Origin of the sequence: Microcoleus sp. A003_D6, from assembly GCF_036702825.1 — a bacterium.
Classification (GTDB): Bacteria; Cyanobacteriota; Cyanobacteriia; order Cyanobacteriales; family Microcoleaceae; genus Microcoleus.
Genome location: NZ_JAUBWA010000035.1, coordinates 1 through 25,213, shown reverse-complemented (window position 1 = coordinate 25,213; position 25,213 = coordinate 1). Strand labels below are relative to the sequence as shown.

Below are 25,213 nucleotides of genomic sequence, written 5' to 3'. Positions count from 1 at the left end.
TTGACAGTTGTCAGTTGGCAGTTGGCAGTTGGCAGTTGACAGTTGTCAGTTGACAGTTGCTACAAATGACTAATGACTAATGACTAATGACCGATGACTAATGACTAATGACCGATGACTAATGACTAATGACCGATGACTAATGACCAATGACTACTGACCAATTACCAATCAAGCGCAAAAAATGACAGAAAATAAGGAAATTGTTTTTCGCAATCGAGTTGTTGACAAAGGTCAGCTCAAAAAATTAATATCTTGGTCGTTCATGCAGTACGGAACCGCGCGGACGGCGCAAATGGCCGACAAACTCAAAGACCTGGGTTTCCGCTACGCCACCAAAGCCGGAGTCTCGATCAGCGTAGACGACTTGCAAGTGCCGCCCTCCAAACGATCGCTCCTGGACGCGGCCGAAGAAGAAATCCGCATCACCGAACAGAAATACACCAGAGGCGAAATCACCGAAGTCGAACGCTTCCAAAAAGTAATCGACACCTGGAACAGCACCTCCGAAGACCTCAAAGACGAAGTAGTCAAGAACTTCCGAGCCACAGACCCCCTCAACTCCGTCTACATGATGGCCTTCTCCGGCGCCCGGGGGAACATCTCCCAAGTGCGGCAGTTGGTGGGGATGCGGGGGCTGATGGCAGACCCGCAAGGAGAAATCATCGACTTGCCAATTAAAACCAATTTCCGCGAAGGACTCACCGTCACCGAATATATTATTTCTTCCTACGGAGCCCGCAAAGGCTTGGTCGATACAGCCCTGCGCACCGCCGACTCCGGCTATCTTACCCGCCGTTTGGTGGATGTATCCCAAGATGTAATCGTGCGCGAAGTGGACTGCGGCACCCAGCGGGGGATTCGGGTGCGGCCGATGACCGACGGGGCGACCGTGCTGATTCCCCTGAAAGACAGGCTGCTGGGGCGCGTGTTGGCCCGAGATGCGGTGCACCCCAAAACAGGGGAAATCGTGGCTTTTGAGAACGAAAAAGCCGCTCGAAACCAGCCGATTACAGAGGAGCTGGCCGGGGAAATTGGGGCAGCAGGGGTGCCCGAAGTGTACTTGCGATCGCCCCTGACTTGCGAATCTACGCGGTCGGTGTGTCAGTGCTGCTACGGCTGGAGTCTGGCCCACCTGAAGATGGTGGACATGGGAGAGGCGATCGGGATTATTGCAGCCCAGTCGATCGGGGAACCGGGAACCCAACTCACCATGCGCACTTTCCACACCGGCGGCGTGTTCACCGGAGAAGTCGCAAAACAAGAACGCGCCCCCTTCCCCGGCGTAGCAAAGTTCAAGAACCTGCGCACCCGCTCCTTCCGCACCTCCCACGGCGAAGAAGCGCTCGTGGCAGAAAACAACGGCAAACTCGTATTCGAGGGCGACGGCTTTGAGGAAGCCAAATCCGGCGCCAAAAATCAAAAACTGAAGATTGAACTGGCGATCGTCCAGGGTTCCACTCTCATGGTCAAAGACGGACAGCGCGCCGTCAAGAATCAAGTTTTGGCCCAAGTGCCGATCGTCGGCCGCGCCGCCCGCAAAACCACCGAAAAAGTGACTACAGACGTGGCTTCCGACCTAGCCGGAGAAGCCAAATTTGCCGACTTGATACCGGAGGAAAAAACCGACCGCCAAGGCAACACAACCCGCACGGCCAGCAAAGGCGGGCTGATTTGGATTCTATCGGGAGAAGTGTACAACTTGCCCCCCAACGCAGAACCCGCCGTGAAAAACGGCGATCGCATTCGGGCCGAAAGCGTCATCGCCGAAACCAAACTCGTCTCCGAACACGGCGGCGTAGTCCGCATCGCCGACGAGCGAGAAATAGAAATCATCACCGCTCAAGTGCTGCTCGACCAAGCAGTTGTCCGGGCCGAAAGCGCCGGCGGCCGCGACCACTACATAATCGAAACAGCTTCCAACCAGCGGTTTTCCCTGAAGACAGCTCCCGGAAGCAAAGTCATCAACGGGGAAGTGGTGGCGGAACTGCTCGACGACAGCTACCGCACCGCGACAGGCGGGATAGTAAGATACGCCGGAGTCGAAGTCCACAAGCGCGGCAAAGCCAAACTCGGCTACGAAGTGGTGAAGGGCGGGACTCTGCTGTGGATACCCGAAGAATGCCACGAAGTTAACAAGGATATTTCGCTGCTGCTGGTCGAAGACGGCCAGTACGTCGAAGCCGGTACCGAAGTAGTCAAGGATATTTTCTGCCAAACCAGCGGGGCGGTAGAAGTCACTCAGAAAAACGACATCCTTCGGGAAATTGTCATCAAGCCGGGAACGCTTCACGCCGTTGACCGCCCGCCGCTAACTTTCGGCGAAGGTCAAATTGTCAGCGCCGGTCAAGAAATTTTCCCCGGCTTGATTGCCGAAGAGTTGGGCTACGCGGAATATATCGAAACTCCCGAAGGCCCCGCTTTGCTGCTGCGACCTGTGGTGGAGTTTCCAGTGCCGGACAAGCCGCCCATACCTTCTCAGACGGCGCTCAACGAGTCGATCGCCCTGAAGGCGGTGCAGCGGCTGCCCTACAAGGATGGGGAGCGCGTCAAGTCTGTCGAGGGACTGGAACTGCTGCGGACTCAGCTTATTTTGGAAATCGGCGGGAGCGCTCCGCAACTGGCGGCGGATATCGAGCTGCTGCCGGATGAGGGGGATGCTCTGGCTTTTGGGGCGGACGGTTCGGGCCCGGCTTGGGGTTTGTCAGATGCGCTCGTGGAGTCGCAAGAGCTGGCGCACCCTCTAAGCAGTGAGGACTCTGTGCCGTCTAGGATTTTCCGCTTGCAGTTGGTGATTTTGGAATCGCTGGTGATTCGGCGGGACGTGTCAGCCGATCCGACTCAGGGCAGCACTCACACGCGGCTGCTGGTGGAGGACGGGCAGTCGATCGCGCCCGGGGCAGTCGTGGCCCGCACCGAGATTCTCTGCAAAGAAGCCGGCATCGTCCGGGGCATCCGCGAAGGACTGAACGAACCCGTGCGCCGCCTGCTGGTGATGCGGGATGCCGATTCTGTTTCGATTTCTGTGGCCGGTACTCCCGATGTCAGCCCCGGTCAACTTTTGGTGGCCGGTACGGAGGTGGCTCCGGGGGTGGTGCTGGAAGAGTCGGGTCAAGTCGTGAAAGTCGTGCCTGCGTCTGACGGCGAACCTGCAAAGATCGTGCTGCGGGTGGCACGCCCTTACCGGGTTTCGGGGGGTGCGGTGCTGCACGTAGACGACGGGGATTTGGTGCAGCGGGGCGACAATTTGGTGATTCTGGTGTTCGAGCGCGCCAAAACTGGGGATATCATTCAGGGTTTGCCCCGGATTGAGGAACTTCTGGAGGGGCGGAAGCCGAAGGAGGCTTGTATTTTGGCGAAGCGGCCCGGGACGGCTCAGGTGGTGACGGACGACGATGTTGTCGAACTGGCGGTGGTTGAGGATGACGGTCGGATCGAGCAGTATCCCCTGTTGCCCGGTCAGAATCCGATCGTTTCTGACGGACAGCGCGTCGGTGTCGCCGAAGCTTTGACCGACGGACCCGCTAACCCTCACGAGATTCTGGAGGTGTTTTTCCATGTCCTGAAGGAGCGCCAGCCTACTTTTGAGGCGGCTTTGGAGAGTTTCCAGCAGGTGCAGACTTTCTTGGTGAACGAGGTGCAGTCTGTCTATCAGTCTCAGGGTGTGGATATTTCCGACAAGCACATTGAGGTGATCGTCCGCCAGATGACCAACAAAGTCAGGATGGAGGACGGCGGCGATACTACTATGCTCCCGGGTGAGTTGGTGGAACTGCGGCAGGTGGAGCAGGTGAATGAGGCGATGTCGATTACCGGCGGGGCGCCGGCGGATTATACTCCGGTGCTGCTGGGGATTACTAAGGCTTCGCTGAATACTGACAGCTTTATTTCTGCGGCTTCCTTCCAAGAAACGACGCGGGTGCTGACTGAAGCTGCGATCGAGGGTAAGTCTGACTGGCTGCGCGGCCTGAAGGAAAACGTGATTATCGGCCGCCTGATTCCTGCCGGGACTGGGTTCAATGCTTATGAGGATCAGGGCAGTTCGGATGCGGCTCTTGACGGTGCCGTGTTTGATGATGAAATCCACGATTTGCCGGAGGATGTGGTGCTGGACGATCGCACTGCGCGCCGCAAGTATACGATCGAGAGCGGTTTCGATATCGGCCGGGGCTCTGACCTTGAGGCTGATGGGGATTTCGAGGAAGTTGAGGTTGAGGAGGAAGATTTTGTCGGCTTAACTGATGATGATTCCTTAGAGGAAGCGGCTGACGATGATGATGATATCGGTTACGACTTCGATGAGGACGAAGACTGATAAAAAGTTTTGAGATTGCCGCGGCGCGCCCGAGAAATCCGACGGCCGCGGAGATTTTTTTCGTGCCTCGGAACGCACGCCTTTCTTCATGAGTTGAAAAATATTAAATTTTTTTTTCTCCTTATTTAGAACTCAGAACTCATAGCATTGTGCTCTTGGCACCTCGAAAGGAAGAAGGAAGAAGGCACTTATGTACTCGTCAGAAGGCATAAGTCAGAATTCAAGAAAGATTTATAGTTCAAGAGTTTTAATTGTTTGTTAGTTACAACAAAAAAGTATTTCTTGCTTCTTCGTTCTTGCTTCTTTATTACCCGAAAAGCGACTTTTGCCCGCTCAGCTTCGCCTCCCCGGGCGAGCCGCCAAGCGAGTCGAAGGAGGTCGAAGGGCCTTCTTCCTTCGGTTCGCTCAGTCAGGGAGCAAAGCCTTGATTTGATCGACAAACTCTTGATGGTCTACCACAGGTTTAGAGATGTAACCGTCGGCACCGCTTTGATTCAGAAAAGTTTCTCTATCACCGGCCATCGCGTGAGCAGTCACCAAAATAATCGGCAGCGAGGCCGTTTGCGGGTCAGCTTTAAGGAGTTGAGTAATCTTGATGCCGTCAACAGCTTTTCCCTGGTACACGCTGCGCGAAAGAGACACATCCATTAAAATCAAATCAGCTTCGCCGTTCGCAGCAATCTGCATCACCTCTTCAACATTTTCTGTATGCTTCACGGCTAAGCCCCCCCGCTTAGTCAGAATTTTGGAAAAAACCCGAGCATTGACCAAATCGTCCTCTACAATCAGAACGGTTTTCATAAATAAATATGGGAAGTATGGAAACTTTGCGACTTTAGTCGAAAGAGGAACACGGCACGGGGAACACATTCCCCGTCAAAAATGCAGAGTTTTTAGCGCCATCAGCCGGGAAAGACTGCAAAACCCGTATGTATATCCTTGAGTCACTAACTGTGAGAGGGCGTACAGATGCCCAGAAGCATCCATTACCATCATTTAGACTACTACACACAGACAGTTTAGTTGTTTTTTAGAACTAGACCTGACACTGGCGAGAGTCTCAAGATTCCCTAACAGGTTTCTAGTATCCTCTTTCGGTCAAGCCTCCGGCTTAGAGTCGGGGAGGTGTGACAATTATTTTCTTTGATGCTCTTAGAATAAAGCAATGTTTATTCACATACTCCCGCTGCTGCATTCGGAGTAGCGAATATAGCGGGGGATTTTTGGGGATTCCCAATTCTCAGTTTTGACCGATCGACACGGCTTAAAAGAGCGACGCTTCCGTTCCTCAAGCGGAGGTCAGACTCTCCCGCGATCTAGGAGAGATTTTGACTGCTGAATTCTTAAGGATCGGCATTTGTGAGCGATTATAAGGAAAAGCATGACTGTCAATCAACCTACGCGCGATCGGGCGGTAAATAGACAGGTAGCCACAAATGAAGGCAACATAGAGGTTAGGGTAAGAGTGGAGAGCAAGAGGCAAGTGTTGTCGGTCTTCGGCACTCTGATTCTGCTTTCACAAGTTAAGTTTATTTTTATCCTCTCGCGATCGCGGTTTTGTCGAACTTTCGGTTCGCCTGCGGCAAACACTTTTAAAGGAGAGACAGGCAACCTCAGCATTATTGACAGAGGCTGTCTTCACTCAGGAATTAACGGACACAAGGACTCATGGCTAAACAACTCAACCTACTTTCCGGGCAAGTAATTTCTACGCCTCTGCACGCCGAGATGCAGCAATCCTACCTCGAATATGCCATGAGTGTGATCGTCGGGCGAGCTTTGCCTGATGTCCGCGACGGTTTAAAACCGGTTCACCGTCGAATTTTGTACGCGATGCACGAACTGGGTCTGACGCCAGACAGACCTTACCGCAAGTGCGCCCGGGTAGTTGGAGATGTTTTGGGAAAATATCACCCCCACGGCGACCAATCGGTTTACGACGCTCTGGTGCGCATGGTTCAGGAGTTTTCGAGCCGCTATCCTTTGGTGGCGGGTCACGGCAATTTCGGTTCGGTGGACAATGACCCGGCTGCTGCTATGCGCTACACGGAAACTCGGCTGGCACCGATCGCCCACGAAGCTATGCTAACCCAAGTCGGGGATGCAACTGTTGATTTTACTGCTAACTTTGACAGTTCGCAGCAGGAACCGACGGCGCTGCCTGCTCAGTTGCCGTTTCTGTTACTCAACGGCTGTACGGGCATTGCTGTGGGGATGGCAACTAATATCCCGCCCCACAATTTGGGGGAGGTTGTAGACGGTTTAATTGCTTTGATTGAAAACCCGGAACTCTCGGACGAGAAGTTGATAGAACTGATTCCGGGCCCGGATTTCCCGACCGGAGGGGAAATCGTCGCTACAGAGGGCATTGTTGACGCCTACACTAAGGGCCGAGGTAGCATTGCGGTCAGGGGTGTGGCCGGGGTGGAAGAAGTGCCTGGTAATCGCAAGGTGCGGACTAAAACGGCGATCGTGGTGACGGAGTTTCCGTTTCAGGTAAATAAGGCGGCTTGGATTGAAAAGGTGGCGGAGTTGGTTAATGCCGGCCGCCTCGACGGTATTTCTGATTTGCGCGACGAGAGCGATCGCGAAGGCATTCGAGTTGTGATTGAACTCAAGCGGGAATTTACCCCGGAAGCGGTTCTGGCTCGCCTTTACCAACAAACTGACCTGCAAACAAATTTTGGGGCGATTTTGCTGGCAATTGTCAACGGTCAACCCCGACAGTTGACGCTAAGACAATTGTTGCAGGAATTTCTGGATTTCCGGGAAGTGACTCTTACGCGCCGCTACAATTACGAGTTGCAGGCTGCGGAACGCCGCTGTCACATTGTCCAAGGCTTAATTTTGGCTTTGACAAATCTTGATGCTGCGATCGACATTCTCAGAAATTCTCCTGACGGCACTACTGCTAAGCAAACTTTGCAAGTTCGCCTCAATTTGAGCGAAAGTCAAGCTGATGCGATTTTGGCGATGCCGATGCGCCGGCTGACTGGTTTGGAAAGGCAAAATTTGCAGTCTGAGTTTGATGAGTTGATGGGAAATATTCAAGAATTGCAGCGGTTGTTGAGCGACAGGCGCGAACTTTTGAAGGCTTTGAAGAAGGAATTTCGATCGCTCAAACGCAAGTACGCTGACGAACGCCGCACTAAATTCGCCAAGGAAACCGGACGCGGGGGAAACGCTCAACCACAAGTTTCGGGTAAGAAGAATTCTGGGGTGAAACAGTTGTCGCCGGCAACGATTCAGCCTAACTTATTGCCCGTTCTAGAGGCAGAGGAAACTATTGTTGAATTTTCTCACAAGCAGTACGTGCGGCGCGTGCCGCCGGGGGAACGTCCGCGCTCGAAAAGTCGGGAAAAATCGGTTCCAGCTTTAGAAAAAAATGAAGATTTTATTGTGACGGCAAATCTGACAAAAACCGATCGCACTTTGGTCGTCTTAACTCCTAACGGCAAAGCTTACCCGCTGAAAGTCGCGGATATTCCTAATAGTAGCCCGAAAGACCGGGGAACGCCGATCGTCGGTTTGTTGTCGCCGAGTGCTACTAAAGAAAGTGCCGGTCGCGTTTTGTCGGAAATCACAGTGGGACACTTTATTTTGCCGGAAAATTCGGAAGTGGCGGATTTAGTAACTCTGACTCAGCAAGGGAAAATTAAGCGCTTGCCGATGCAGGAATTTGCGGATTTGACTAATCGCGGCGTTACTGTTGTTAAACTCAAGGAGGACGATCGGCTGCGCTGCGCGAGTCTGAGCAAAGTTGGCGAGCAAGTGGCTGTCGCAACTTCAGGAGGCCGAGTCCTCCGGTTTGATGTCGATGACGAACAACTTCCGCCAATGGGCCGCAGCGCCCAGGGTTCTCAAGTAACCAGGTTGCGGAAGCAGGAACAGTTGGTGGGTTGCGTCACTCTCGACCCGGACGACAGTTTGGTACTATTTTCGGAGTTGGGTTGGGCTAAACGAATGCCTGCGGGTTCTGTCAGACTTACTAACCGAGGCGAAATTGGCACTCAAGCTTTTCGCTTTGCAGAGCCGTCTGATGCTTTGGTTGGCTTGCTGCGGGCTGTTCCGGGTACGGATGTTAAACTTTTTACGACAAGCGGCCGCTTGCTGCGATCGGCTACTGATGCTATAGCTTTTTGGGGGAAAGATGCTGCGGGCGATCGAGTTTTTGACCTCAATCCAGGTGAAAGAATTATCAAAGTTATCAGCAGTCAATAGTCATGGGCATGGGGCATGGGGCATGGGGCATGGGGCATGGGGCATTGGGCATGGGGCATTGGGCATGGGGCATGGGGCATTGGGCATGGGGCATTGGGCATTAATCTGATTTGTGACCTCTGACTTCTGACTTCAACATCCATCCGTTAAATCATTTAAATCCTGTACATTGCTCGTTACCGAACTTCCTCCTTCCTTATATCTCTTGCAAAAATAGCTGGCACGGGCTCTCCGGCCCGTCCCACAAAAATCTTTTTTCTTGTGGGATGGGCTTTGAGCAGCGTCCCAAAATTTGATTAAAAGGACTTTTGCAAGGGGTCTCTTGAATATCTCAATTACCTGTTTGGCCCATGCCCCATGCCCCATGCCCAATCTAAAATCTAAAATCTAAAATCTAAAATCTAAAATTGTTCGATGGCGAAAGTTGTATTAGAAAATATCTACAAAAGTTTTCCGCTCCGCCAAGGAGAACAGGAAAAAGCAGCAAACAGCGTCGCAGAAACTGTCTCGCCTGTGACCGATCGCCCTTCGTCTAACAGCGTTTTGCGTCGCATCAACCTGACGGTCGAAGATGGGGAATTCATGGTGCTGGTGGGGCCTTCTGGCTGCGGAAAAAGCACTTTGCTGCGATCGATCGCCGGTTTGGAAGTTTTGACGGCCGGCAATATTTGGGTTGGCGATCGGCTCCTTAACGATTTGCCTCCTAAAGACCGAGATATCGCTATGGTATTTCAAAATTATGCTCTCTATCCTCACTTAACAGTTTACGATAATCTCGCCTTTGGATTGCGCCGCTCGGAAAGGGAGAAGGAAGAAAGAAGAAGGAAGAAGGAAGAAGGAAGAAGGAAGAAGGAAGAAGGAAGAGGGAAGAAAGTAGAAGGGATAAGGGGGAAGATACAAGGAGAAGAAGGAAGCATTCAGAATATAGAAAAAATTAGGAATAAGCTAGAAGAGGTTATTAATTATTTAGCTTCTAATTCTTTTAAAACTCATCTACCTTATCCTTTGTTTGAGGATTTTTTAGGAGGAGTAACTCGCAAGCTGCCTCCGGGTTTGCGCTATTTGTCGGAACGGGAAAAGGCAGTAGGAGAACGAGTCCTGAAGGTAGCTGAATTATTGCAAATAGAATCTCTTTTAAATCGCTTGCCGAAACAACTTTCGGGAGGGCAAAAGCAGCGGGTAGCTTTGGGTAGGGCGATGGCTCGAAATCCTGAAGTGTTTTTGATGGACGAACCGCTATCGAATCTTGATGCGAAATTGAGGGCGGAAACTAGATCGCAAATTGTGCAGTTGCAGCGGCAGTTGGGAACTACAACTATTTATGTGACTCACGACCAAACTGAGGCTATGACTATGGGCGATCGCATTGCTATTATGAATGGAGGACAGCTTCAGCAAGTAGCTAAACCTTTAGAGCTTTACAACAAGCCGGCTAATCTGTTTGTTGCTGAGTTTATCGGTTCTCCGCCGATGAATTTTTTGCCGGTGCAATTTACTGCCCCGCTGTTGATTTATCACCCGCAATTTCGCTTTACTTTACCGGATATTTGGGCCAAAAATTTACAACCGTATGACGGGCGAAAACTCATTTTGGGCATTCGGCCGGAACATCTGAGCATTAACCCTCCTGCTACCAAAAATCTGTCGGTACAAGTGGAAATTGTAGAGGCTTTGGGACACGAAACTTATTTGCGGGTCTGTTTGACGGATGCTCCGGCCGTGCGGATGCAGGTGCGGGTTCCTCCTGAGCGATCGATCCGTGTTGGCGAGGAGCTTTGGCTGGCCGTCGCCCATGACAAGATTCACTTGTTTGACCCCGATACCGAGCTGGCTATTTTTCCTCGTTAGGCAAAATCATAAGGGTCGATCGACCGTTGTGACCGATATCACATTACACAAGCTTGCACTTTTTTCAAGTGACTGTTATATTTATTTACGTAAGCCTTACAAAAGTTAACAAAAGGAGTTCGCACTATGCAAGAACAAAAACGCAACGCTTGGAACTGGGGCTTCAGCGAAGGAGCGGAAAATTGGAACGGTCGTTTGGCGATGATTGGTTTCTCTGCCGCTGTCATCATCGAACTGGTTTCCGGTCAAGGCGTGCTTCACTTTTGGGGCGTGATGTAATTTTCTAGTTAAGATTTTTGAGACACTGCAAAGCTTGGGAGTTCCGTAACGGACTCCCTAAATTTTGGCAGGGCGATTTGAGCAGCAAATAGCAATTGCTCGGTGCAGTTAGCAGCACAAAATTTAACTAATGCGAACGGGAAGTCCCGCACTCTATCTGTTTACAGGATGAGTGACGGAATGAAAGCGCAGCCCGAAAATAAATTGAGTGATAACGAATCAATGATACGATAGATGCATCTTGACCATTATCTCCCAATGCAAAAACCAAGCTGAACGGGACGTGTTGCAAGAAAAAATATGGGTCTTAGGAACTAGGACGACCGCCTGTGGAGGGATGGTAAGACTACTTATCTTTTCGTAGATAAAAGCACATCCCGATGAATCAGGAAGCCAGTGCTGTATGCGGAGCATCAGCCTCTGGTAGTTCACCAGCTATAGCTCAAACCGGGGGCGGGGAGTTCCCCCCCCCCAAAAAAAGAGTGCGAATCACTCTTTTGGGTGATGCTAGAAAATTACTCTAGCGGATATATTCTTTCAAGATGCTGTTCCGGTTGGGATGGCGCAACTTCCGCAGGGCTTTAGCCTCGATTTGGCGAATCCTCTCGCGAGTGACGTTAAAGATTTGACCAATTTCCTCCAAGGTCTTCATCCGTCCGTCATCTAAGCCGTAACGCAGCCGCAGTACATCCCGTTCTCGGGGGCTGAGAGTATCCAAAACGCTTTCCAAGTCTTCCCTAAGCAAGTTTTTCGAGACTTGATCTTCTGGCGTTTCCCCGTCAGATTCAATAAAGTCTCCCAGACGCGAGTCTTCCTCTTTGCCGATCGGAGTTTCTAAGGAGATAGGCAACTGTGCGGATTTAGCGATGAAGCGCAACTTCTCGATCGTCATCTCCATCTTAGTGGCGATTTCTTCTTCCGTAGGCTTGCGTCCCATTTCTTGAGAAAGAAGTTTGGTAGTTTTCTTGATGCGCGAGATGGTTTCGTAAAGGTGCACTGGTAGGCGGATAGTGCGGGATTGGTCGGCAATTGCTCTGGTGATGGCTTGACGTATCCACCAAGTTGCGTAGGTGGAAAACTTGTAGCCTTTTTCGTGATCGAATTTTTCAGCCGCCCGGATCAAACCCAAAGAGCCTTCCTGAATCAAATCTTGGAAAGACAAACCGCGATTCATGTATTTTTTGGCGATCGACACCACCAAACGCAGGTTTGATTGCACCATTTTTTCCTTTGCCCGCCGTCCGACGTGGAGTCGATGGCGAAATGCAGGTAGTGCCATATCTACAGCATTAGCCCATTCATTGTCTTTGGGCTCGCGGTCTAACTCTTCCAGCAGTTTTTCTCGAACACGCTCTAATTCCAGCAAATCTGCAATCTTGCGGGCTAGTTCAATCTCTTCATCGGCTCGCAGCAGCCGAATCCGACCGATTTCTTGCAGGTAAAGACGAATAGAGTCTTCAGTATAATGCTTTTTCTTTGCCTGAGCCCGACGGCGGGCTTTGGCGCCTTTGGCAGACTTAGTGTCGTCTTCCTCAGATGGATTGTCTAGAAAATCTTCTCGATCGTCTTCTTCGTCGATAAAGAGTTCCAACTCACTCTCAGGTAGAACGCTTTCGGCGTTCCGAAGCAACTCCATTGTTTCCATTTCGGGTTTAATTGTGGTTTCGAGTACGGTGTTAGCCTGGATCATGCCGCCTTCCTCATGCTCCTGAATTGAAGAATAAATAACAGTGGAATAGTGTCTGTTTGTAGTTTAGACAAGTTAGCCAGTATTGACATTCCCGCAGGAAGAAATAGTGGGATTTTCGGTCTGCTAAATGAAGCTGTTACCGAAATTGCACCCGTTTTTTGAGTCAAAGTTCGAGTTCTGGTTTGTATTAGCGAGCACATTCAATCGATCGCAGACTTGAACGTCGCGACCTCGAATTGACTGTGTGGCTTTTTCTTCCTTCAGCGAGTTACCGCATCATCTGCGATACCTTGCCCCTAGAAGCGAACCCAGAGATGCGATCGATCGCACCTTCAAAAATACTGGCTTTTTTACTCGCTACTTCGATCTTTTACCGGACAAGTTTTCCGGCACGGAACCCTCTAACTTTTGTGTTCGAGATGTCGAACTTTTGATTCGCCTGCTGCTTTCACTCTGGTTGTCAGATATCACAGTTGCACGGCAAATTTTCGCCACCTTGGATGCGGTTCTGCTGCCTCAACTGCAACAGCAGAGGGTCGAAGTACCAAACGGTGAGAATCGGATCTTGCAAAGACCTTTCCGATTGTAGCCTTTCTCACAAAAAATGGAAGTTGTTTTCCGTTTTTTGTCAAGAACTAGGAAAACTTTGTCAGCTTAGCTTGACAATACTGACTCGTGTCAGGCTCCGCTAAATCCTGAGCACTGCCCGCAAAAACTTGGGCATGAGCCAACGGCGCTGTTTTTTGCGAATATCTGGGTGAACGGCTGCGGCGTAATTGGCCAGACAGTTAGCAGACAATTTTTGACTGACCGGAATTGGAACCAATACAATCCGTGTAGATGCACCCATCTTTACCCTGTTTCCCTGAATTGAATGTTATGCAATCTGCGATCGAATAAAGCTTACGAGCTTTAGTTGTAAGTCGGCAACTCTGGATTAGAGACCGAGGATTACCCCAAATGAAGCGTTGCGGGTTTAGTAGTGCAACAGGGGGCTTTCATTGTTAAGTTAGCTCAAATCTCAGAAATTGGGTTTAATTTTGACGTTAAATCACATTAAGTTCTTAACGTCACATTCTCATTTAAGCAGTTCGACACGAGTTTGTCGCGTAAGTGGCAAAAAACCACCCGGATAAATTCTACTGAGAGTTAACCCGCCGCGCAACTGGCGGCTGCAAATTTCTCTAAAATTTGTTGGCTTGCGCGATCGCACTTTCTCACAAACAACACAATTTGCCATCTCCCGGAAGTATAACTTCACAATTCCTTCAATATATCGTGACAGTGTAAAGATTCTATAAAGCCCTTCCATCAATTTTAGGTAGCATTCCCAAATTGTCTTGATAATTTCAAGCAGACGGAACAAAATCCACAGCCGACATTGCTGCAACTGTCGGCAGATGATAACTCCCCAAGGGAAGGAAAATTTACCGAGTTAGCGATGTGCTTGCTATTGTTGGAGAAGGCATAAGCTGCTGGATGCGATTAAAGATGTGGAGGGGTAGGACGCTGGTGCGATCGCTCAAAGTTTTGTTACATTTATTTACAGCGTGTCCTCCGAAAGCGCGGATCTAGGTTTGATATCTAAATCATCGATCGCGCTCCTAGCTCAGCAATGACGAGAGCGAAAATTGTCTATAAAGTTGATTATACCTGCTTACTATTGATGATTTCTAATAAACCTCGATAAAATACTTGGAAGCTTTTAGAGCGATTTAATTCAGGATTCATATATTTAGGATCGCAAATTAAATAACTTACAATTTTAATTGTTATTGTGGGATGGGCGTCCCGCCCGTCCAAAAAGGGCGGGCGGGACGCCCAACCCCTACTCCCCACTTTCAAGAGTGTAAGTTATTTAATTCTCATTCCTTAGCAGGGTAAACACATCTAAATTCATTTGACAAAAACGTGATTTTGTGCATTACTAAATAACTAAAAAAACCTTCTTAAAATTCTTAATTTTAACCCGACTTGAGCAGATCAAACCAGAACTTTAAGATTTTCTGAACTTCTTAAAGCCGGATAGTTTTTATTCATAGATTGGTATTAGATTTCGAGTGTTAACTGGCAGAGTTTAAAATTTGAACTAAATAATTATTGTCCAGTGCGGCTCGATACCGTTTCATTTTTAGACTTTGTGCCGGAAGTTTTTTCTTGTTTCAGTAAATTTATAGCTAGTCTACGTAGAAGTGCAAAATTTTCGGGAGAGTTCTTTTTCCGAATCCGGCTTTTATCTTCACAAAATGTAACATCAAGTGTCCAATGTAAGCTATTTTCAATTCCCCAGTGACTGCGGATTGCCCCAGCAATCTTTTCAGCATTACTGCTTAAACTACTTAAGTAAAAACGAGCGTCAGTGGTGGTTTTATTCCACAATCGTCGTTCACTAACTATCAGAACAACTGTTTTTAATCCACTCCATAATTCTTGATTATGTAGAGGTGGCAACTCAGATACATCAACCGTCCATACTTGTCTTTTTTTCACTCGATGATGTCCCGCTTCTACTTGTTCATAATAATTGTACTTTTGGTCTAAAAAGTCGGTTTTTTGAGCTACTTCAAACTATTCTTTCACGGCTTTGTGCAGGAGCTTTTGATTCCCTTTTAAAGCTAAAAAAATGTAATCTCCTTTTTTTTGATAATCATAGATGTTATGTCTTTATGACAGCCCATAACATCGATGGTTATTATACTTCCGGCAATTTCTAGCATTTCTATCAATTCCGGTATTGCTGTCAGCTCGTTAGATTTTTTATAAACTTTTTTTGTCCTAAAACTAATTGATGAGATGAAGACCAAGCCGTAACTATATGTAGCGCTTTTTGTGGGTCATTTCTGTCATAAGATTGTTTCATTGTTTTGCCATCAATGGCAATTACCTCTAGTTTTAATTCCCCCACTATCGAATTTACCCAACTCAAAAAACATTCTTGAAACTGCTGCGGTTCAATTCGGGAAAATACTCGACTAAATGTATCATGAGATGGTATACCATTCGGTAATTCTAGAAAGCTTTTTAACCATTCATATTTGGCGTTGCCATAGGCTTCTATTGCCACCCATCCGTCGGCACCGCGTCTGGAAAGCTAGAATCGCAATCGCGATCGGATCTTTGAGCAAATGTTCTTTACTTCTTTCTATTATGGGGTCTTTCAAGTTAGCAAAATGCTCTAAAAAACTGTCATTTAAAATATTCAGTGAAGGCTGTGAAGTTGCACATATCTCGATCCCCCTCGCATCCCCCGAATCGTTGCGGGGACGAAAGAGAAGAATCTTGTCCCCCCCTTATTAAGGGGGAGTAGGGGGCAAGCTAAGGGGGATCGGATTCTATGCAGCCTCATAAAAAATTGGTATAAAACCTCTTCATAATATATTCGGATACCCAGGCATATTATCTCCAAGCAGCAACCGTGCCAGACTGGGTAAAGCTTCACCATAGGTGGGATGGATGTGAACCGATCGCTCTAACAACTACCAAGTTGCTCCCGTCTCCATCAGCGATAAAAATACATGAACCAGTTCAGCAGTTTCGTACCCCACCAAGGTTGCTCCCAGGATTTTGTCTGTGTCGCTGTCGATTACCATGCGATAAAATCCGAGGTCATGCCCCCACTCGATCGCGCGTGCAATTTGGCTCATGGGTAACGTCACCGCACGCGCGTTGATGCCTTGTTTCTGAGCCTGTTCTAACGTCATCCCCACTCGCCCCACCTGGGGTTCTGTGTATACCGCATAGCCAAGAACGCGATCGCCCCGCGTCCGGTTTTCTCCACACAAAATAGCTTTTAAGCGGCGATAGTCCTCCCACGACACATGAGTAAAAGCGGGCTGTTTGGCAGCATCCCCGATCGCATAAACACCAGTACAGGTTGTATGAAACTGGTCATCAATTTTTATAAACCCTCGAGCATCTAACTCAATCCCGCTAGCGGCAGCATTTAATGCACCTGTATTGGGTTTCCGTCCGATCGCAACTAGCAACGCTTCTCCCTGAAGTTGTTCGCCATTGCTCAGCATCAGATTAAATACATTATTCTCGTATGCAACCTGATTGACATTCACCCCAAAATGAAGCTGAATTCCATCCTGCTTAAAGGCTTCTGCTAAGACCTCGCTGACATCAGCTTCTTCTCGATCTAAAAGGCGTGAACCCCGCACAATTAAGTGAGTCTGACTGCCCAAACGCGCCAATCCCTGCCCCAATTCCAAGCCAATATAGCCCCCTCCGATTGCCAATAAACGGGCGGGTTTAGTGTTCAAATCAAAGAAGTTGCGGTTAGTCAGGTAGGGAGTTCCTGCCAAACCGGGAATCTCAGGAATCAGCGATGACGTACCCGTGTTAATAATTACTAGAGGAGCTTGAACGGTGACATCCCCACCTTTGACCGTCCGTTCACCCACAAAAGAAGCTTCAGCACAAATGACTTTGACACCCGCAGTCTCCAAGCGGTTGCGAATCCCCTGATAAAAGTCGCTGCGAATTCCCCGAACTCGCTCCATAACAGCGGGAAAATCTACTTCAACCTCCGCATGGATGCCTAACTTCTTCGCTTGGCGTGCCCTACCTGCTGCATGAGCTGCTGCTAAGAACGCTTTGGAAGGAGTACAGCCATAGTTGATGCAACTACCGCCTAAAGCATCCCGCTCAAACAAGACGACCTTGCGCCCCTCTTTAGCAAAATCAGTCGCCAGTGGAATGCCGCCTTGACCACTGCCGATAACTATGACATCTGCTGTTTCCATTAGCGCTAAACTCCTTGGAAATAGTTTGCTTTCATAACACTCTCACACTCCAAGTTCAAAACTTTCTGTGTTCATTGAGGTAGAGTTTGGATTGAGTTAGCACATCGTCATTTGGCATTGCCTGGAATGGTGCCGACTGCGATCGCCTTAACGCCTGCGCTGATAATTTCATCAACCACGCGATCGCCCCCTTCAGATTTGTGCTACACCCCCATCAACAAACTTTTCAATGTCAGTGATATAGCTGCCGTCATCTTTATTACTCAATTAGATCTCTTGCAAAATTATTTTGTGCTATTATGGAAAGTTTAGGCAATTTTATAATCTAGCAGGCTGGGCAAGTTTAAGGAGATGCCAATCAACCCAATAATTCAAAGTTTTACCTAAACTTGAGCAAACTTTTAAGGATAACACATATTTTTTTTGCAAGAGGTCTATTGTGGTGTAGATAGCGATCGATATCTATGAGATTGGAGACATCACCTCGATCTCCTGAACTTGCAGTTTTGTGGCTTTATATCTGTGCCATGCCTCCATCGACAAAGAGTTCGATGCCGTTGACAAAGCTGCTGTCATCGGATGCGAGGAAAACGACCGCTTTAGCAATTTCATCCGGTGTACCCACTCGTCCCAGCGGGATGGTGTTGACCTGTGTTGCCACAAAACCCTGCACCTGTTCCTCGCTCAGCCCCAGGAGATTGTATCCGGGAGTAGGCACAACACCAGGACTGATGGCATTGACGCGAATCTTGCGCTCTTTGAGGTCAAGTGTCCAGTTGCGGGCAAACGATCGCACGGCGGCTTTGGTGGCGCTGTAAACGCTAAACGCTGGAGTACCCTTGATGGAAGTGATCGAGGCATTCAGAATAATGGAAGCACCTTCTGGCAACAGCGGCAGAGCCTTCTGCACGGTGAACAGCAAGCCTTTAACGTTGGTGTTGAAGGTTTTGTCAAAGTGTTCCTCAGTGATCGATCCGAGCGGGGCGAGTTCTCCACCGCCAGCGTTGGCGAAGATTACATCCAGGCGACCTTGCTCTTGCTCGATTGTGGCAAAAAGGCGATCGAGGTCTGCCAGATTCGAGGCATCGCTCTGAACGCCCGTGACGTTGTTGCCTATTGCTGCCACGGCGGCATCCAATTCAGCCTGACGGCGACCTGTGATGAAGACATAGGCACCTTCGGCAACGAATCGTTTGGCAGTGGCAAGACCGATGCCGCTAGTGCCACCAGTGACAAGAGCGACTTTTCCTGAGAGTTTTTGTGACATTATGATGTTTTTTTTGAATAAGGTTTAGTAATTGCCGATATCGGTGATTTACTTACCGATTGGTACAAAAAATATACCCTGGTTCAATCTGGGTGTCAAGGAAGTTTTATACTGAACGGTATGGAAACGAAAAAGCCTCATAGCGTACAGGGACGACCTCGCGCTTTTGATATCGACGAAGCCTTGGAACAAGCTTTGCAAATATTCTGGCGCAAGGGCTATCTAGGAACATCCCTGACCGATCTAACCGCAGCGATGGGCATTAACCGTCCCAGTCTCTATGCGACCTTTGGCAACAAGGAAACCTTATTCCGCAAGGCGCTCGATCGCTATCGCGATCGGCAAACTGCCTACCTGCGTGAAGCACTCTCCGAGCCAACTGCCCGCAGAGTCATCGAGCGGATGATGCTTGGTGTTGTTGATTTGGTGACTAATCCGTGCAACCCATCAGGATGTCTCTACGCACAGAGTATGCTTTCCTCTGTCGATCCAGACCATCCACTCCATCAAGAGTTGGCAGAGCGCCGCATATCAGGCGAGGCTGCTATCCGCGATCGCTTCGAGCGTGCTGTCTCAGAAGGTGACTTGCCCTCTGATGCTGACCCCGCAGCCCTCGCGAGCTTTATCGTTACAGTCAACTTTGGAATGTCGGTGCAAGCAGCAAGTGGAGCTAGTCGCGCGGAACTCCTAGAGGTTGTTCAGACGGCATTGCGGGCCTGTTCAATAGACCTCTTGCAAAAATAACTAGGACGGGCTCTCCGGCCCATCCCACAAAATTTTTTTTCTTGTGGAACGGGCATCTTGCCCGTTCCAGAATTTGATTAAAAGGATTTTTGCAAGAGGTCTAATAAGCTGTCACGCATCTAAATTGCATATTGAGGGCGGGCGAGACGCCCAACCCCTACTCCCCACAAGACGGCGAATGGTTTTTCCCTTCACTATTCGCACGGATTCTATCAGACCTATACTCTGAAGATTCTCCCATTTACTATCGGGTCAATTAGGTCTTTGATGTCACTTAACATTAAGTGATATCGGATTTCTAATCGACCATGATTACTCTCTTTTTTGGTCGAATAAGCTGTATGTTTAAACCCCGAAAATTCTGCTCTAATTGCTTGTTTAAACAACTCTTCTACTCTGGCATATAGGGATGGCTTGTTATTTTTTAAGGTGATTACGTAATCTCCTCCTTGTTCGACAATTGACTTCACAATTGACCTCTGACAGCCCAGGGCATCAATCGTGACAATGCTTCCGTTTAATTCTAATACTTTGACTAAGGCCGGAATTGCTGTGATTTTATTGGACTTTTTATCAACTTTAACTTGTCCTAAAACTAATCTTTGACTGGTCGCCCAAGCACTAACCATATGAATCGCTTTTTTGTCTCCTCCCCGATAGTAAGAATGGCGAAGAGTTTTGCCATCAATTGCGATTACCTCTGCGGGATTGAAGCAGCTAATAGATTGAATCCAACTCAAAAAACATTTTTGAAATTGCTCCGGCTTGAGGCGAGAAAAGAAGGAGCGCAATTGTGTCCTGGGTCGGTATGCCATTCGGTAATTCTAAAAATTTATTTAACCATTCGTATTGAGCTGCGCCCGTAACTTTCGATATCCACCCATGTATCAGCACCGCAAATCACGGCACAAATTGAGAGGGTGATAATATCAATTAATTGATGGCGCTTCGTCCGCTCAATTCTTGGAGCTTCTCAGTCGGGAAAATGGTCAGCAATGGTGATTTTAGGTTTGAGTTTCATAAGGGTAAACTCTAATTAAATGTTTTTTGGATACTCAAGAACTATTCTCCAATATACCAGATTATGTTAACATAAAATTTAGATGCGTTCGCCCTGTATCCCAGGCTTTTCTGAGGCTTTCAGTGAAACATTCAGACAGGAAAGCAAAAAGATCAAAAATAGTTGACTTTCCGCTACCGTTGGGGCCTAAGAAGACAGTTAAGAGGGTGAAATTTTTAAGTTCTAGATTGTGCAAAGCACTGTAATTTTGGACTTTGAGATATTCTATACGGGGAATATTTTTCATGATTTCACCTCCTCAATTATAATCTCGGTTTTTTCCATCCTAATTTTTCCACTGATTGATTCCCGAAGCACTTAAATAATACCTATTTAACGAACCGCGAAGACGCGAAGTGCGCGAAGGAAGAAAAGAGAAGAAGAAAAAAACTAAAGTCCTGACTGCGAACTTAATTTAACTGCGAGACAAATTACTGCTGATTTCGCAGTTTAGGATTGACAAACTCATTCAATCCTTCTCCCACCAAAGACAATCCGACTACCATTAAAGTCATCGCCAAACCGGGAAACAAGGCCGTCCACCAAATGCCAGTAGGTAGCGCATCTAAAGCTAAACGCAAGTCGTGTCCCCATTCGGGAGTTGCTTCGGGAAGCCCTAATCCGAGAAATCCTAATCCTCCTAATGTTAAAATTGCATCGGCAGCGTTGAGCGCGAACAGCACCGGTACGCTTTGAATCACATTCAGAAACAGGTAGCGCGAAAGCACTGTCCAAGTGTCAGCACCCATTGCTCGCGCGGCTTCGACAAATAATTCGGTTTTGACGCTGGCGGTGTGATTCCTGACGACGCGGTAGTATTGAGGGATGTAGGAAATGCTCAGGGCGATCGCAGCATTCAAAACTCCTTTTCCCACTACAAACGCTAGCGTCAAAGAAAGTAGCAGCCCCGGCAAAGTATAAATTGTATCCATTAAAAATAACAACACTCGATCGAGCTTACCGCCCAAATAACCGCTAACCAAACCCAGCGGCACACCAATAAATAAACTCAAAGATGTGGCTAAAATCACCACTTGCCAAGCCGCCCGAGAAGCAAACAGCGTGCGGGAAAACACATCGTAGCCGCTGCGGCTAGTACCAAACCAATAAGTCGGTGACGGCGGTTCGTGGATGGGGTTAATCAAAGCCTCGGTAGGATTTTGCAGCCATCCCCAAGCTTGCATAGCTGGAGACAAAGTGGCTACCAATATAAACACGGCAGTTATTGTCAAACCTGCCCACATCATTTTCATTGACAGGCTTGACGGTGAGGTACTGTTGAGAAATCGCGGCAGGCGGAGGCGGCTTTGAGCCATAATTGATAATTGTTGCGTCAGATTTGTTTTCATCAGCATATCAATATTTACCGAAAACCATAAGAAGACTTTTTAACCGCAGATGAACGCAGATACACGCAGATAAGATTACATCAGCGTTCATCTGTGTTCATCCGCTGATATCTGCGGTTAAAAAGTCTTCGCTAATTTGCCTTCCTACAAATTACTGGCAATTAACTCGCGGTACTGGCTTTTCGGCTTAACTCCCTTGAGCTCGGCCACCAAATCTTTGTCTTTAAAATACTGAATCGTCGGCGTACCAATCACGCCAGCATTTTCAGCAATTTCTGGATCTTCTTCGATGTCAATTTCCACGTAGTGGATTTTGCCCTCGAACTCATCTACTACTTTGCTCAAAATCGGCTTGAGGCTGTGGCAAGGCCCGCAACTCCCAGAGGCATATTTGACTACAATCAGTCGATCGCTATCGTGGAACAACTTCCGCAAAGCATAACCTCCTTCGTGGCGCGTGTCTTTGAGATCAAAGTTCTCGCTGGTTTTGCGTACTTTTTGAGCTTCCGGCGCTGCTGCGGGTTGCTCGGATTCCTCGGTTTGATGGAATTCCTGCGTTAAATCGTTCGACGACAGCCAACGTTCTGCCAGCATCGCACCCATACAGCCGCTGCCGGCTGCGGTGATGGCTTGGCGAAACTCGTGGTCTTGCACGTCGCCGACGGCGTAAACTCCCTCGACGCTGGTTTCTACCGAACCGTGTTTGGTAACGATATAGCCTACTTCGTCGAGTTCTAGCTGACCTTGGAACAGTTGAGTGTTGGGAGTGTGACCGATCGCGTAAAACAATCCTTTCACCAGCAAATCGCTTTCGGCACCCGTCTCAATATTTCTAATTCTCACCCCGTCCATTTTTGCGCCCGGTTTGCCCAAGACATCCACTGCTTCGGTGTTCCAGTGCACGGTAATTTTGGGATTGTTCAGCACTCGGTCTTGCATGGCTTTGCTGGCGCGCATCCGATCGCGCCGCACCAGCATATGTACGCGAGAGCCGTATTTTGTCAAATAAATAGATTCTTCCGCTGCGGTGTCGCCCGCGCCGATGACAGCTAAATCTACTCCTTTAAAAATTGGGGTAGCGCCGTCGCAAATCGCACAGGCAGAAATGCCGTGACTCCAAAATACGTGTTCGCTAGGCAGCCCCAGCCGTTTCGCCGTCGCGCCTGTAGCGATTACTATGGTGTGGGTTTTGATTTCTCGGTCTTCCGATCGCACTGTAAACGGCCGCTTTGTTAAATCAACGTAAGTTACATCTTCTGTGTATAATTCTGCACCCCAGCGCACTGATTGAGCTTTCATCCGATCCATGAGCTCCGGCCCGGTGATGCCTTCGGGGAAACCGGGGAAGTTTTCTACTTCTGTGGTGGTCATCAGTTGACCGCCGGGGACGCCTCCCGCTTGGTAGCCTTCAAACACTACGGGTTTCAGGTTTGCCCTCCCGGCGTAGATGGCTGCTGTGTAGCCTGCGGGGCCTGAGCCGATAATCACTAAGTTTTCTACGGTTTGTTCGGTCATAGCTTTTAGTCAAACTCATAACGACTTCGTTTTACTAATTCTAACAGAGTTCGATCGAGTTTGGTTTGATGCCATTGGGCGATCGAGCACCTGTATCTATTGTTGAGGGTCGATCGGTCTTCGGGGCAACTCCAGCTTGTTTTATAAGCAAAAACAATCTAAAAGTCGATTTAGTTTTAAATGTTCGATCTATTTTGACCCCTCAAATCTTAAGCAAATCTAAAGACGACCAAAATTATTGACTTCATTCTCAATTATTTTACCTATTTACTTGCTTTGAGGCTTGTGGTACGATTTTCACAATCCAGGGGCATTATGACTAATTTGACTTTTTGACGCTGAAAGCTTTTAAAATCGTAAAATTAACGAACTCGCAAATGTAATAAGTACAATTTTTTACGCAAAATCAGAATTTGATGGGTTAAGAATTGTAACGGAGATTTGGGCGAGTTTGACAAAATACAGTGTTTGTGGTATGTAAGGTGCGATCGGGGGGAAATTCGATCGAGCTTTTTAACCGCAGATGTGGGCGGATGAACGCGGATGAACGCTGATAAAATAGCATTTTGGATTTGTGTCTGAATGGATAAAATCAAGATATTGTTTGTGTGCAGTCAGAATAAGTGGAGAAGTTTGACTGCCGAGAAGATATGGGAGAATGTTAGCGGCTACAGCGTGCGATCGGCTGGAACGGAAAAAGGTGCAAGAATTAGAGTCACTGAGGGTCTTGTCGGTTGGGCGGATTTGATATTTGTGATGGAGAAGAAGCATGGCGATCGACTTCGCAGCAAATTTCCCGAAAGTCTCGAAGGCAAGAAAGTTATTTGCCTGCAAATTCCGGACAATTACAAATATATGGAACCTGAGTTAGTCGAGCTTTTGCAGGCGAAACTGAACCCCTATATGGAAATGCCAGAGAACGAGATAAGTTTTATGCAGCGAGTTTTGGAACCGGAAGTGATGGATTCCTTGGCAGAGGCGATCGAATACGATTCGATGGACTTTACTGAGGTTAATGCTGCTTTTGCTCAAAGTGCGGCTGCCTTGGGGCCGGTTTTTGGAAACGTTTTGGATGCGGGGACTGGTACTGCGAGAATTCCGATCGCCCTTTGTCAAATGCGGCCAGCATGGAAATTGACTTGCATCGATTTGTCGGCAAATATGCTGAAAGTCGGGGCCCAAAATGTGGAAAAGGCGGGCGCGCGATCGCAAATCAGTCTCGAATTAATTGATGCTAAGGCAATGCCGTATCCCGACAATTATTTTGACATGGTGATTTCCAACAGCATTATCCACCATTTGCCCGATCCGCTGCCGTTTTTGCAGGAAGTCAAGCGGGTGTTGAAACCGAACGGAGCAATTTTTTTGCGGGATTTGCTGCGGCCGGAAAAAGCGGAAATCAGGGATAATTTAGTCAAGCTTTATGCGGGAGATTGCAACGCGCATCAGAAGCAGTTGTTCAGCGATTCGCTGCAAGCAGCATTTACGCTGGATGAAGTTGAGGAGACGATCCGAAATGCCGGGTTGGATGGGTTGAGAATTTACGAATCTTCGGACAGGCACTGGACAGCAGAACGTGCTTGGTGCGAGACTTTGTAGACTCGGTACTATCGTCCGATATATCTCCTATCCATAAAATTTTTAGACTCTTGATACTCCCCAGGGCTGAAGCCACGGGGATTCTTGAATGAATCCGAAAACTCAAGGAAGGCGTTATCAAAGCACCTCTAGACGCTCAAAACAACTACCGGTACAAATGGTATTGCAATTGCGCTTACTTTTAAATTGTGTTTGCTTTCATAATCCATCACTTTTGCCAGATAGGTACGCTTCACACTCTGCCATTATTTGTCAGTTATACAGGCTTACTACTCCTCAAGGAGTGTGGTGGCTCACGCTCGCCGGGATTTCTCCGATACAAGGCGTGTTTCAACACGTAGATGGTTGTTTTACTTACAATCTAATTCTAGTACAACCTTTCAATAAGTTGTATAAAGAAATATTGAAGGCGGTTGAAACCGCAGCCGACTTCCTCCCCGTGTCTAAGTGCCAGGGGCTTCCGTCTCGTTTTTCGGTGACTGCCAAGTTTTCGGCTCTCGCTTACTAGACCTCTTGCAAAAATAGCTGGGACGGGCAAGATGCCCATCCCACAAAAAGTTTTTTTCTTGTGGAATGGG

At 48.3% G+C, this 25,213-nt stretch carries 17 protein-coding genes and 2 pseudogenes; 8 read left to right on the top strand and 11 right to left on the bottom strand.

Translation table 11 applies throughout. The features are described 5' to 3' along the window. Positions 1-184: 184 nt before the first annotated feature. The gene (locus QUB70_RS12245; protein ID WP_332980597.1) at positions 185-4,315 is read left to right on the top strand and encodes a DNA-directed RNA polymerase subunit beta''; all 4,131 of its coding nucleotides are present in this window, start codon (positions 185-187) and stop codon (positions 4,313-4,315) included. 405 nt (positions 4,316-4,720) lie between these two features. Here the strand turns inward: QUB70_RS12245 and QUB70_RS12240 are convergent, their stop codons facing one another. After that, positions 4,721-5,116 (bottom strand): response regulator, encoded by a 396-nt coding sequence (locus QUB70_RS12240; protein ID WP_332980596.1) that lies wholly within the window; start codon positions 5,114-5,116, stop codon positions 4,721-4,723. 580 nt (positions 5,117-5,696) lie between these two features. Here QUB70_RS12240 and QUB70_RS12235 point away from each other — a divergent pair. The 4 genes from QUB70_RS12235 (at position 5,697) to QUB70_RS12220 (ending at position 10,663) form a co-directional block, all read left to right on the top strand. Beyond that, complete coding sequence (locus tag QUB70_RS12235) at positions 5,697-6,020, top strand: hypothetical protein (RefSeq protein ID WP_332980595.1); 324 nt, start codon at positions 5,697-5,699, stop codon at positions 6,018-6,020. Continuing rightward, complete coding sequence (locus QUB70_RS12230) at positions 5,984-8,536, top strand: DNA gyrase/topoisomerase IV subunit A (protein WP_332980594.1); 2,553 nt, start codon at positions 5,984-5,986, stop codon at positions 8,534-8,536. The genes QUB70_RS12235 and QUB70_RS12230 overlap by 37 nt, the downstream gene beginning before the upstream one ends. A 414-nt stretch (positions 8,537-8,950) precedes the next feature. After that, complete coding sequence (locus QUB70_RS12225; RefSeq protein WP_332980592.1) at positions 8,951-10,384, top strand: ABC transporter ATP-binding protein; 1,434 nt, start codon at positions 8,951-8,953, stop codon at positions 10,382-10,384. Positions 10,385-10,510: 126 nt separating this feature from the next. Beyond that, positions 10,511-10,663 (top strand): chlorophyll A-B binding protein, encoded by a 153-nt coding sequence (locus tag QUB70_RS12220; RefSeq protein WP_332980590.1) that lies wholly within the window; start codon positions 10,511-10,513, stop codon positions 10,661-10,663. 520 nt (positions 10,664-11,183) lie between these two features. Here QUB70_RS12220 and rpoD read toward each other — a convergent pair. Next, positions 11,184-12,353 (bottom strand): RNA polymerase sigma factor RpoD, encoded by a 1,170-nt coding sequence (rpoD, locus tag QUB70_RS12215; RefSeq protein ID WP_332980589.1) that lies wholly within the window; start codon positions 12,351-12,353, stop codon positions 11,184-11,186. A 244-nt stretch (positions 12,354-12,597) separates the two neighbouring features. On the opposite strand from rpoD, the gene QUB70_RS12210 reads away from it, so the two are divergent. Next, positions 12,598-12,942, top strand: a complete 345-nt coding sequence (locus tag QUB70_RS12210; RefSeq protein WP_332980588.1) for a hypothetical protein — start codon at positions 12,598-12,600, stop codon at positions 12,940-12,942. Positions 12,943-13,041: 99 nt separating this feature from the next. Here the strand turns inward: QUB70_RS12210 and QUB70_RS12205 are convergent, their stop codons facing one another. The 5 genes and pseudogenes from QUB70_RS12205 to QUB70_RS12185 all read right to left on the bottom strand — a co-directional run bounded on the left by QUB70_RS12205 (position 13,042) and on the right by QUB70_RS12185 (position 18,368). Further along, complete coding sequence (locus tag QUB70_RS12205) at positions 13,042-13,203, bottom strand: hypothetical protein (protein WP_332980587.1); 162 nt, start codon at positions 13,201-13,203, stop codon at positions 13,042-13,044. Positions 13,204-13,431: 228 nt separating this feature from the next. Then, a complete protein-coding gene (locus QUB70_RS12200; RefSeq protein WP_332980586.1) occupies positions 13,432-13,614 on the bottom strand; it encodes a hypothetical protein in 183 nt (60 codons plus the stop codon). A gap of 802 nt (positions 13,615-14,416) precedes the next feature. Continuing rightward, positions 14,417-15,556: pseudogene (locus QUB70_RS12195) on the bottom strand (ISAs1 family transposase). 273 nt (positions 15,557-15,829) lie between these two features. After that, entirely contained in the window at positions 15,830-17,101 is a 1,272-nt protein-coding gene (locus tag QUB70_RS12190) for a dihydrolipoyl dehydrogenase family protein (protein ID WP_332980584.1), read from the bottom strand. A gap of 514 nt (positions 17,102-17,615) precedes the next feature. Then, positions 17,616-18,368 carry an SDR family oxidoreductase gene (locus QUB70_RS12185; RefSeq protein ID WP_332980583.1) on the bottom strand — a complete coding sequence of 251 codons (753 nt, stop codon included), beginning with the start codon at positions 18,366-18,368 and terminating at the stop codon, positions 17,616-17,618. Between the two features lie 120 nt (positions 18,369-18,488). On the opposite strand from QUB70_RS12185, the gene QUB70_RS12180 reads away from it, so the two are divergent. Continuing rightward, complete coding sequence (locus tag QUB70_RS12180) at positions 18,489-19,112, top strand: TetR/AcrR family transcriptional regulator (protein ID WP_332980582.1); 624 nt, start codon at positions 18,489-18,491, stop codon at positions 19,110-19,112. A gap of 180 nt (positions 19,113-19,292) precedes the next feature. Here the strand turns inward: QUB70_RS12180 and QUB70_RS12175 are convergent. The 4 genes and pseudogenes from QUB70_RS12175 to trxB form a co-directional block, all read right to left on the bottom strand. Next, a pseudogene (locus tag QUB70_RS12175) lies at positions 19,293-20,073 on the bottom strand (ISAs1 family transposase); the annotation flags it as partial. Between the two features lie 121 nt (positions 20,074-20,194). Then, positions 20,195-20,419 (bottom strand): AAA family ATPase, encoded by a 225-nt coding sequence (locus QUB70_RS12170; protein WP_332980580.1) that lies wholly within the window; start codon positions 20,417-20,419, stop codon positions 20,195-20,197. Between the two features lie 184 nt (positions 20,420-20,603). Next, positions 20,604-21,488 (bottom strand): ABC transporter permease, encoded by an 885-nt coding sequence (locus QUB70_RS12165; RefSeq protein WP_332980612.1) that lies wholly within the window; start codon positions 21,486-21,488, stop codon positions 20,604-20,606. A gap of 177 nt (positions 21,489-21,665) precedes the next feature. After that, a complete protein-coding gene (gene trxB, locus QUB70_RS12160; protein ID WP_332980579.1) occupies positions 21,666-23,036 on the bottom strand; it encodes a thioredoxin-disulfide reductase in 1,371 nt (456 codons plus the stop codon). 582 nt (positions 23,037-23,618) lie between these two features. Here trxB and QUB70_RS12155 point away from each other — a divergent pair. Beyond that, entirely contained in the window at positions 23,619-24,635 is a 1,017-nt protein-coding gene (locus tag QUB70_RS12155) for a methyltransferase domain-containing protein (RefSeq protein WP_332980576.1), read from the top strand. Positions 24,636-25,213 lie beyond the last annotated feature (578 nt).

Excerpts from the sequence above, each read along its gene's own strand:
- QUB70_RS12245 (WP_332980597.1), top strand. The coding sequence starts at position 185 with ATGACAGAAAATAAGGAAATTGTTTTTCGCAATCGAGTTGTTGACAAA.
- QUB70_RS12240 (WP_332980596.1), bottom strand. The coding sequence starts at position 5,116 with ATGAAAACCGTTCTGATTGTAGAGGACGATTTGGTCAATGCTCGGGTT.
- QUB70_RS12235 (WP_332980595.1), top strand. The coding sequence starts at position 5,697 with ATGACTGTCAATCAACCTACGCGCGATCGGGCGGTAAATAGACAGGTA.
- QUB70_RS12230 (WP_332980594.1), top strand. The coding sequence starts at position 5,984 with ATGGCTAAACAACTCAACCTACTTTCCGGGCAAGTAATTTCTACGCCT.
- QUB70_RS12225 (WP_332980592.1), top strand. The coding sequence starts at position 8,951 with ATGGCGAAAGTTGTATTAGAAAATATCTACAAAAGTTTTCCGCTCCGC.
- QUB70_RS12220 (WP_332980590.1), top strand. The coding sequence starts at position 10,511 with ATGCAAGAACAAAAACGCAACGCTTGGAACTGGGGCTTCAGCGAAGGA.
- rpoD (WP_332980589.1), bottom strand. The coding sequence starts at position 12,353 with ATGATCCAGGCTAACACCGTACTCGAAACCACAATTAAACCCGAAATG.
- QUB70_RS12205 (WP_332980587.1), bottom strand. The coding sequence starts at position 13,203 with ATGGGTGCATCTACACGGATTGTATTGGTTCCAATTCCGGTCAGTCAA.
- QUB70_RS12190 (WP_332980584.1), bottom strand. The coding sequence starts at position 17,101 with ATGGAAACAGCAGATGTCATAGTTATCGGCAGTGGTCAAGGCGGCATT.
- QUB70_RS12185 (WP_332980583.1), bottom strand. The coding sequence starts at position 18,368 with ATGTCACAAAAACTCTCAGGAAAAGTCGCTCTTGTCACTGGTGGCACT.
- QUB70_RS12180 (WP_332980582.1), top strand. The coding sequence starts at position 18,489 with ATGGAAACGAAAAAGCCTCATAGCGTACAGGGACGACCTCGCGCTTTT.
- QUB70_RS12170 (WP_332980580.1), bottom strand. The coding sequence starts at position 20,419 with ATGAAAAATATTCCCCGTATAGAATATCTCAAAGTCCAAAATTACAGT.
- QUB70_RS12165 (WP_332980612.1), bottom strand. The coding sequence starts at position 21,488 with ATGGCTCAAAGCCGCCTCCGCCTGCCGCGATTTCTCAACAGTACCTCA.
- trxB (WP_332980579.1), bottom strand. The coding sequence starts at position 23,036 with ATGACCGAACAAACCGTAGAAAACTTAGTGATTATCGGCTCAGGCCCC.
- QUB70_RS12155 (WP_332980576.1), top strand. The coding sequence starts at position 23,619 with ATGGATAAAATCAAGATATTGTTTGTGTGCAGTCAGAATAAGTGGAGA.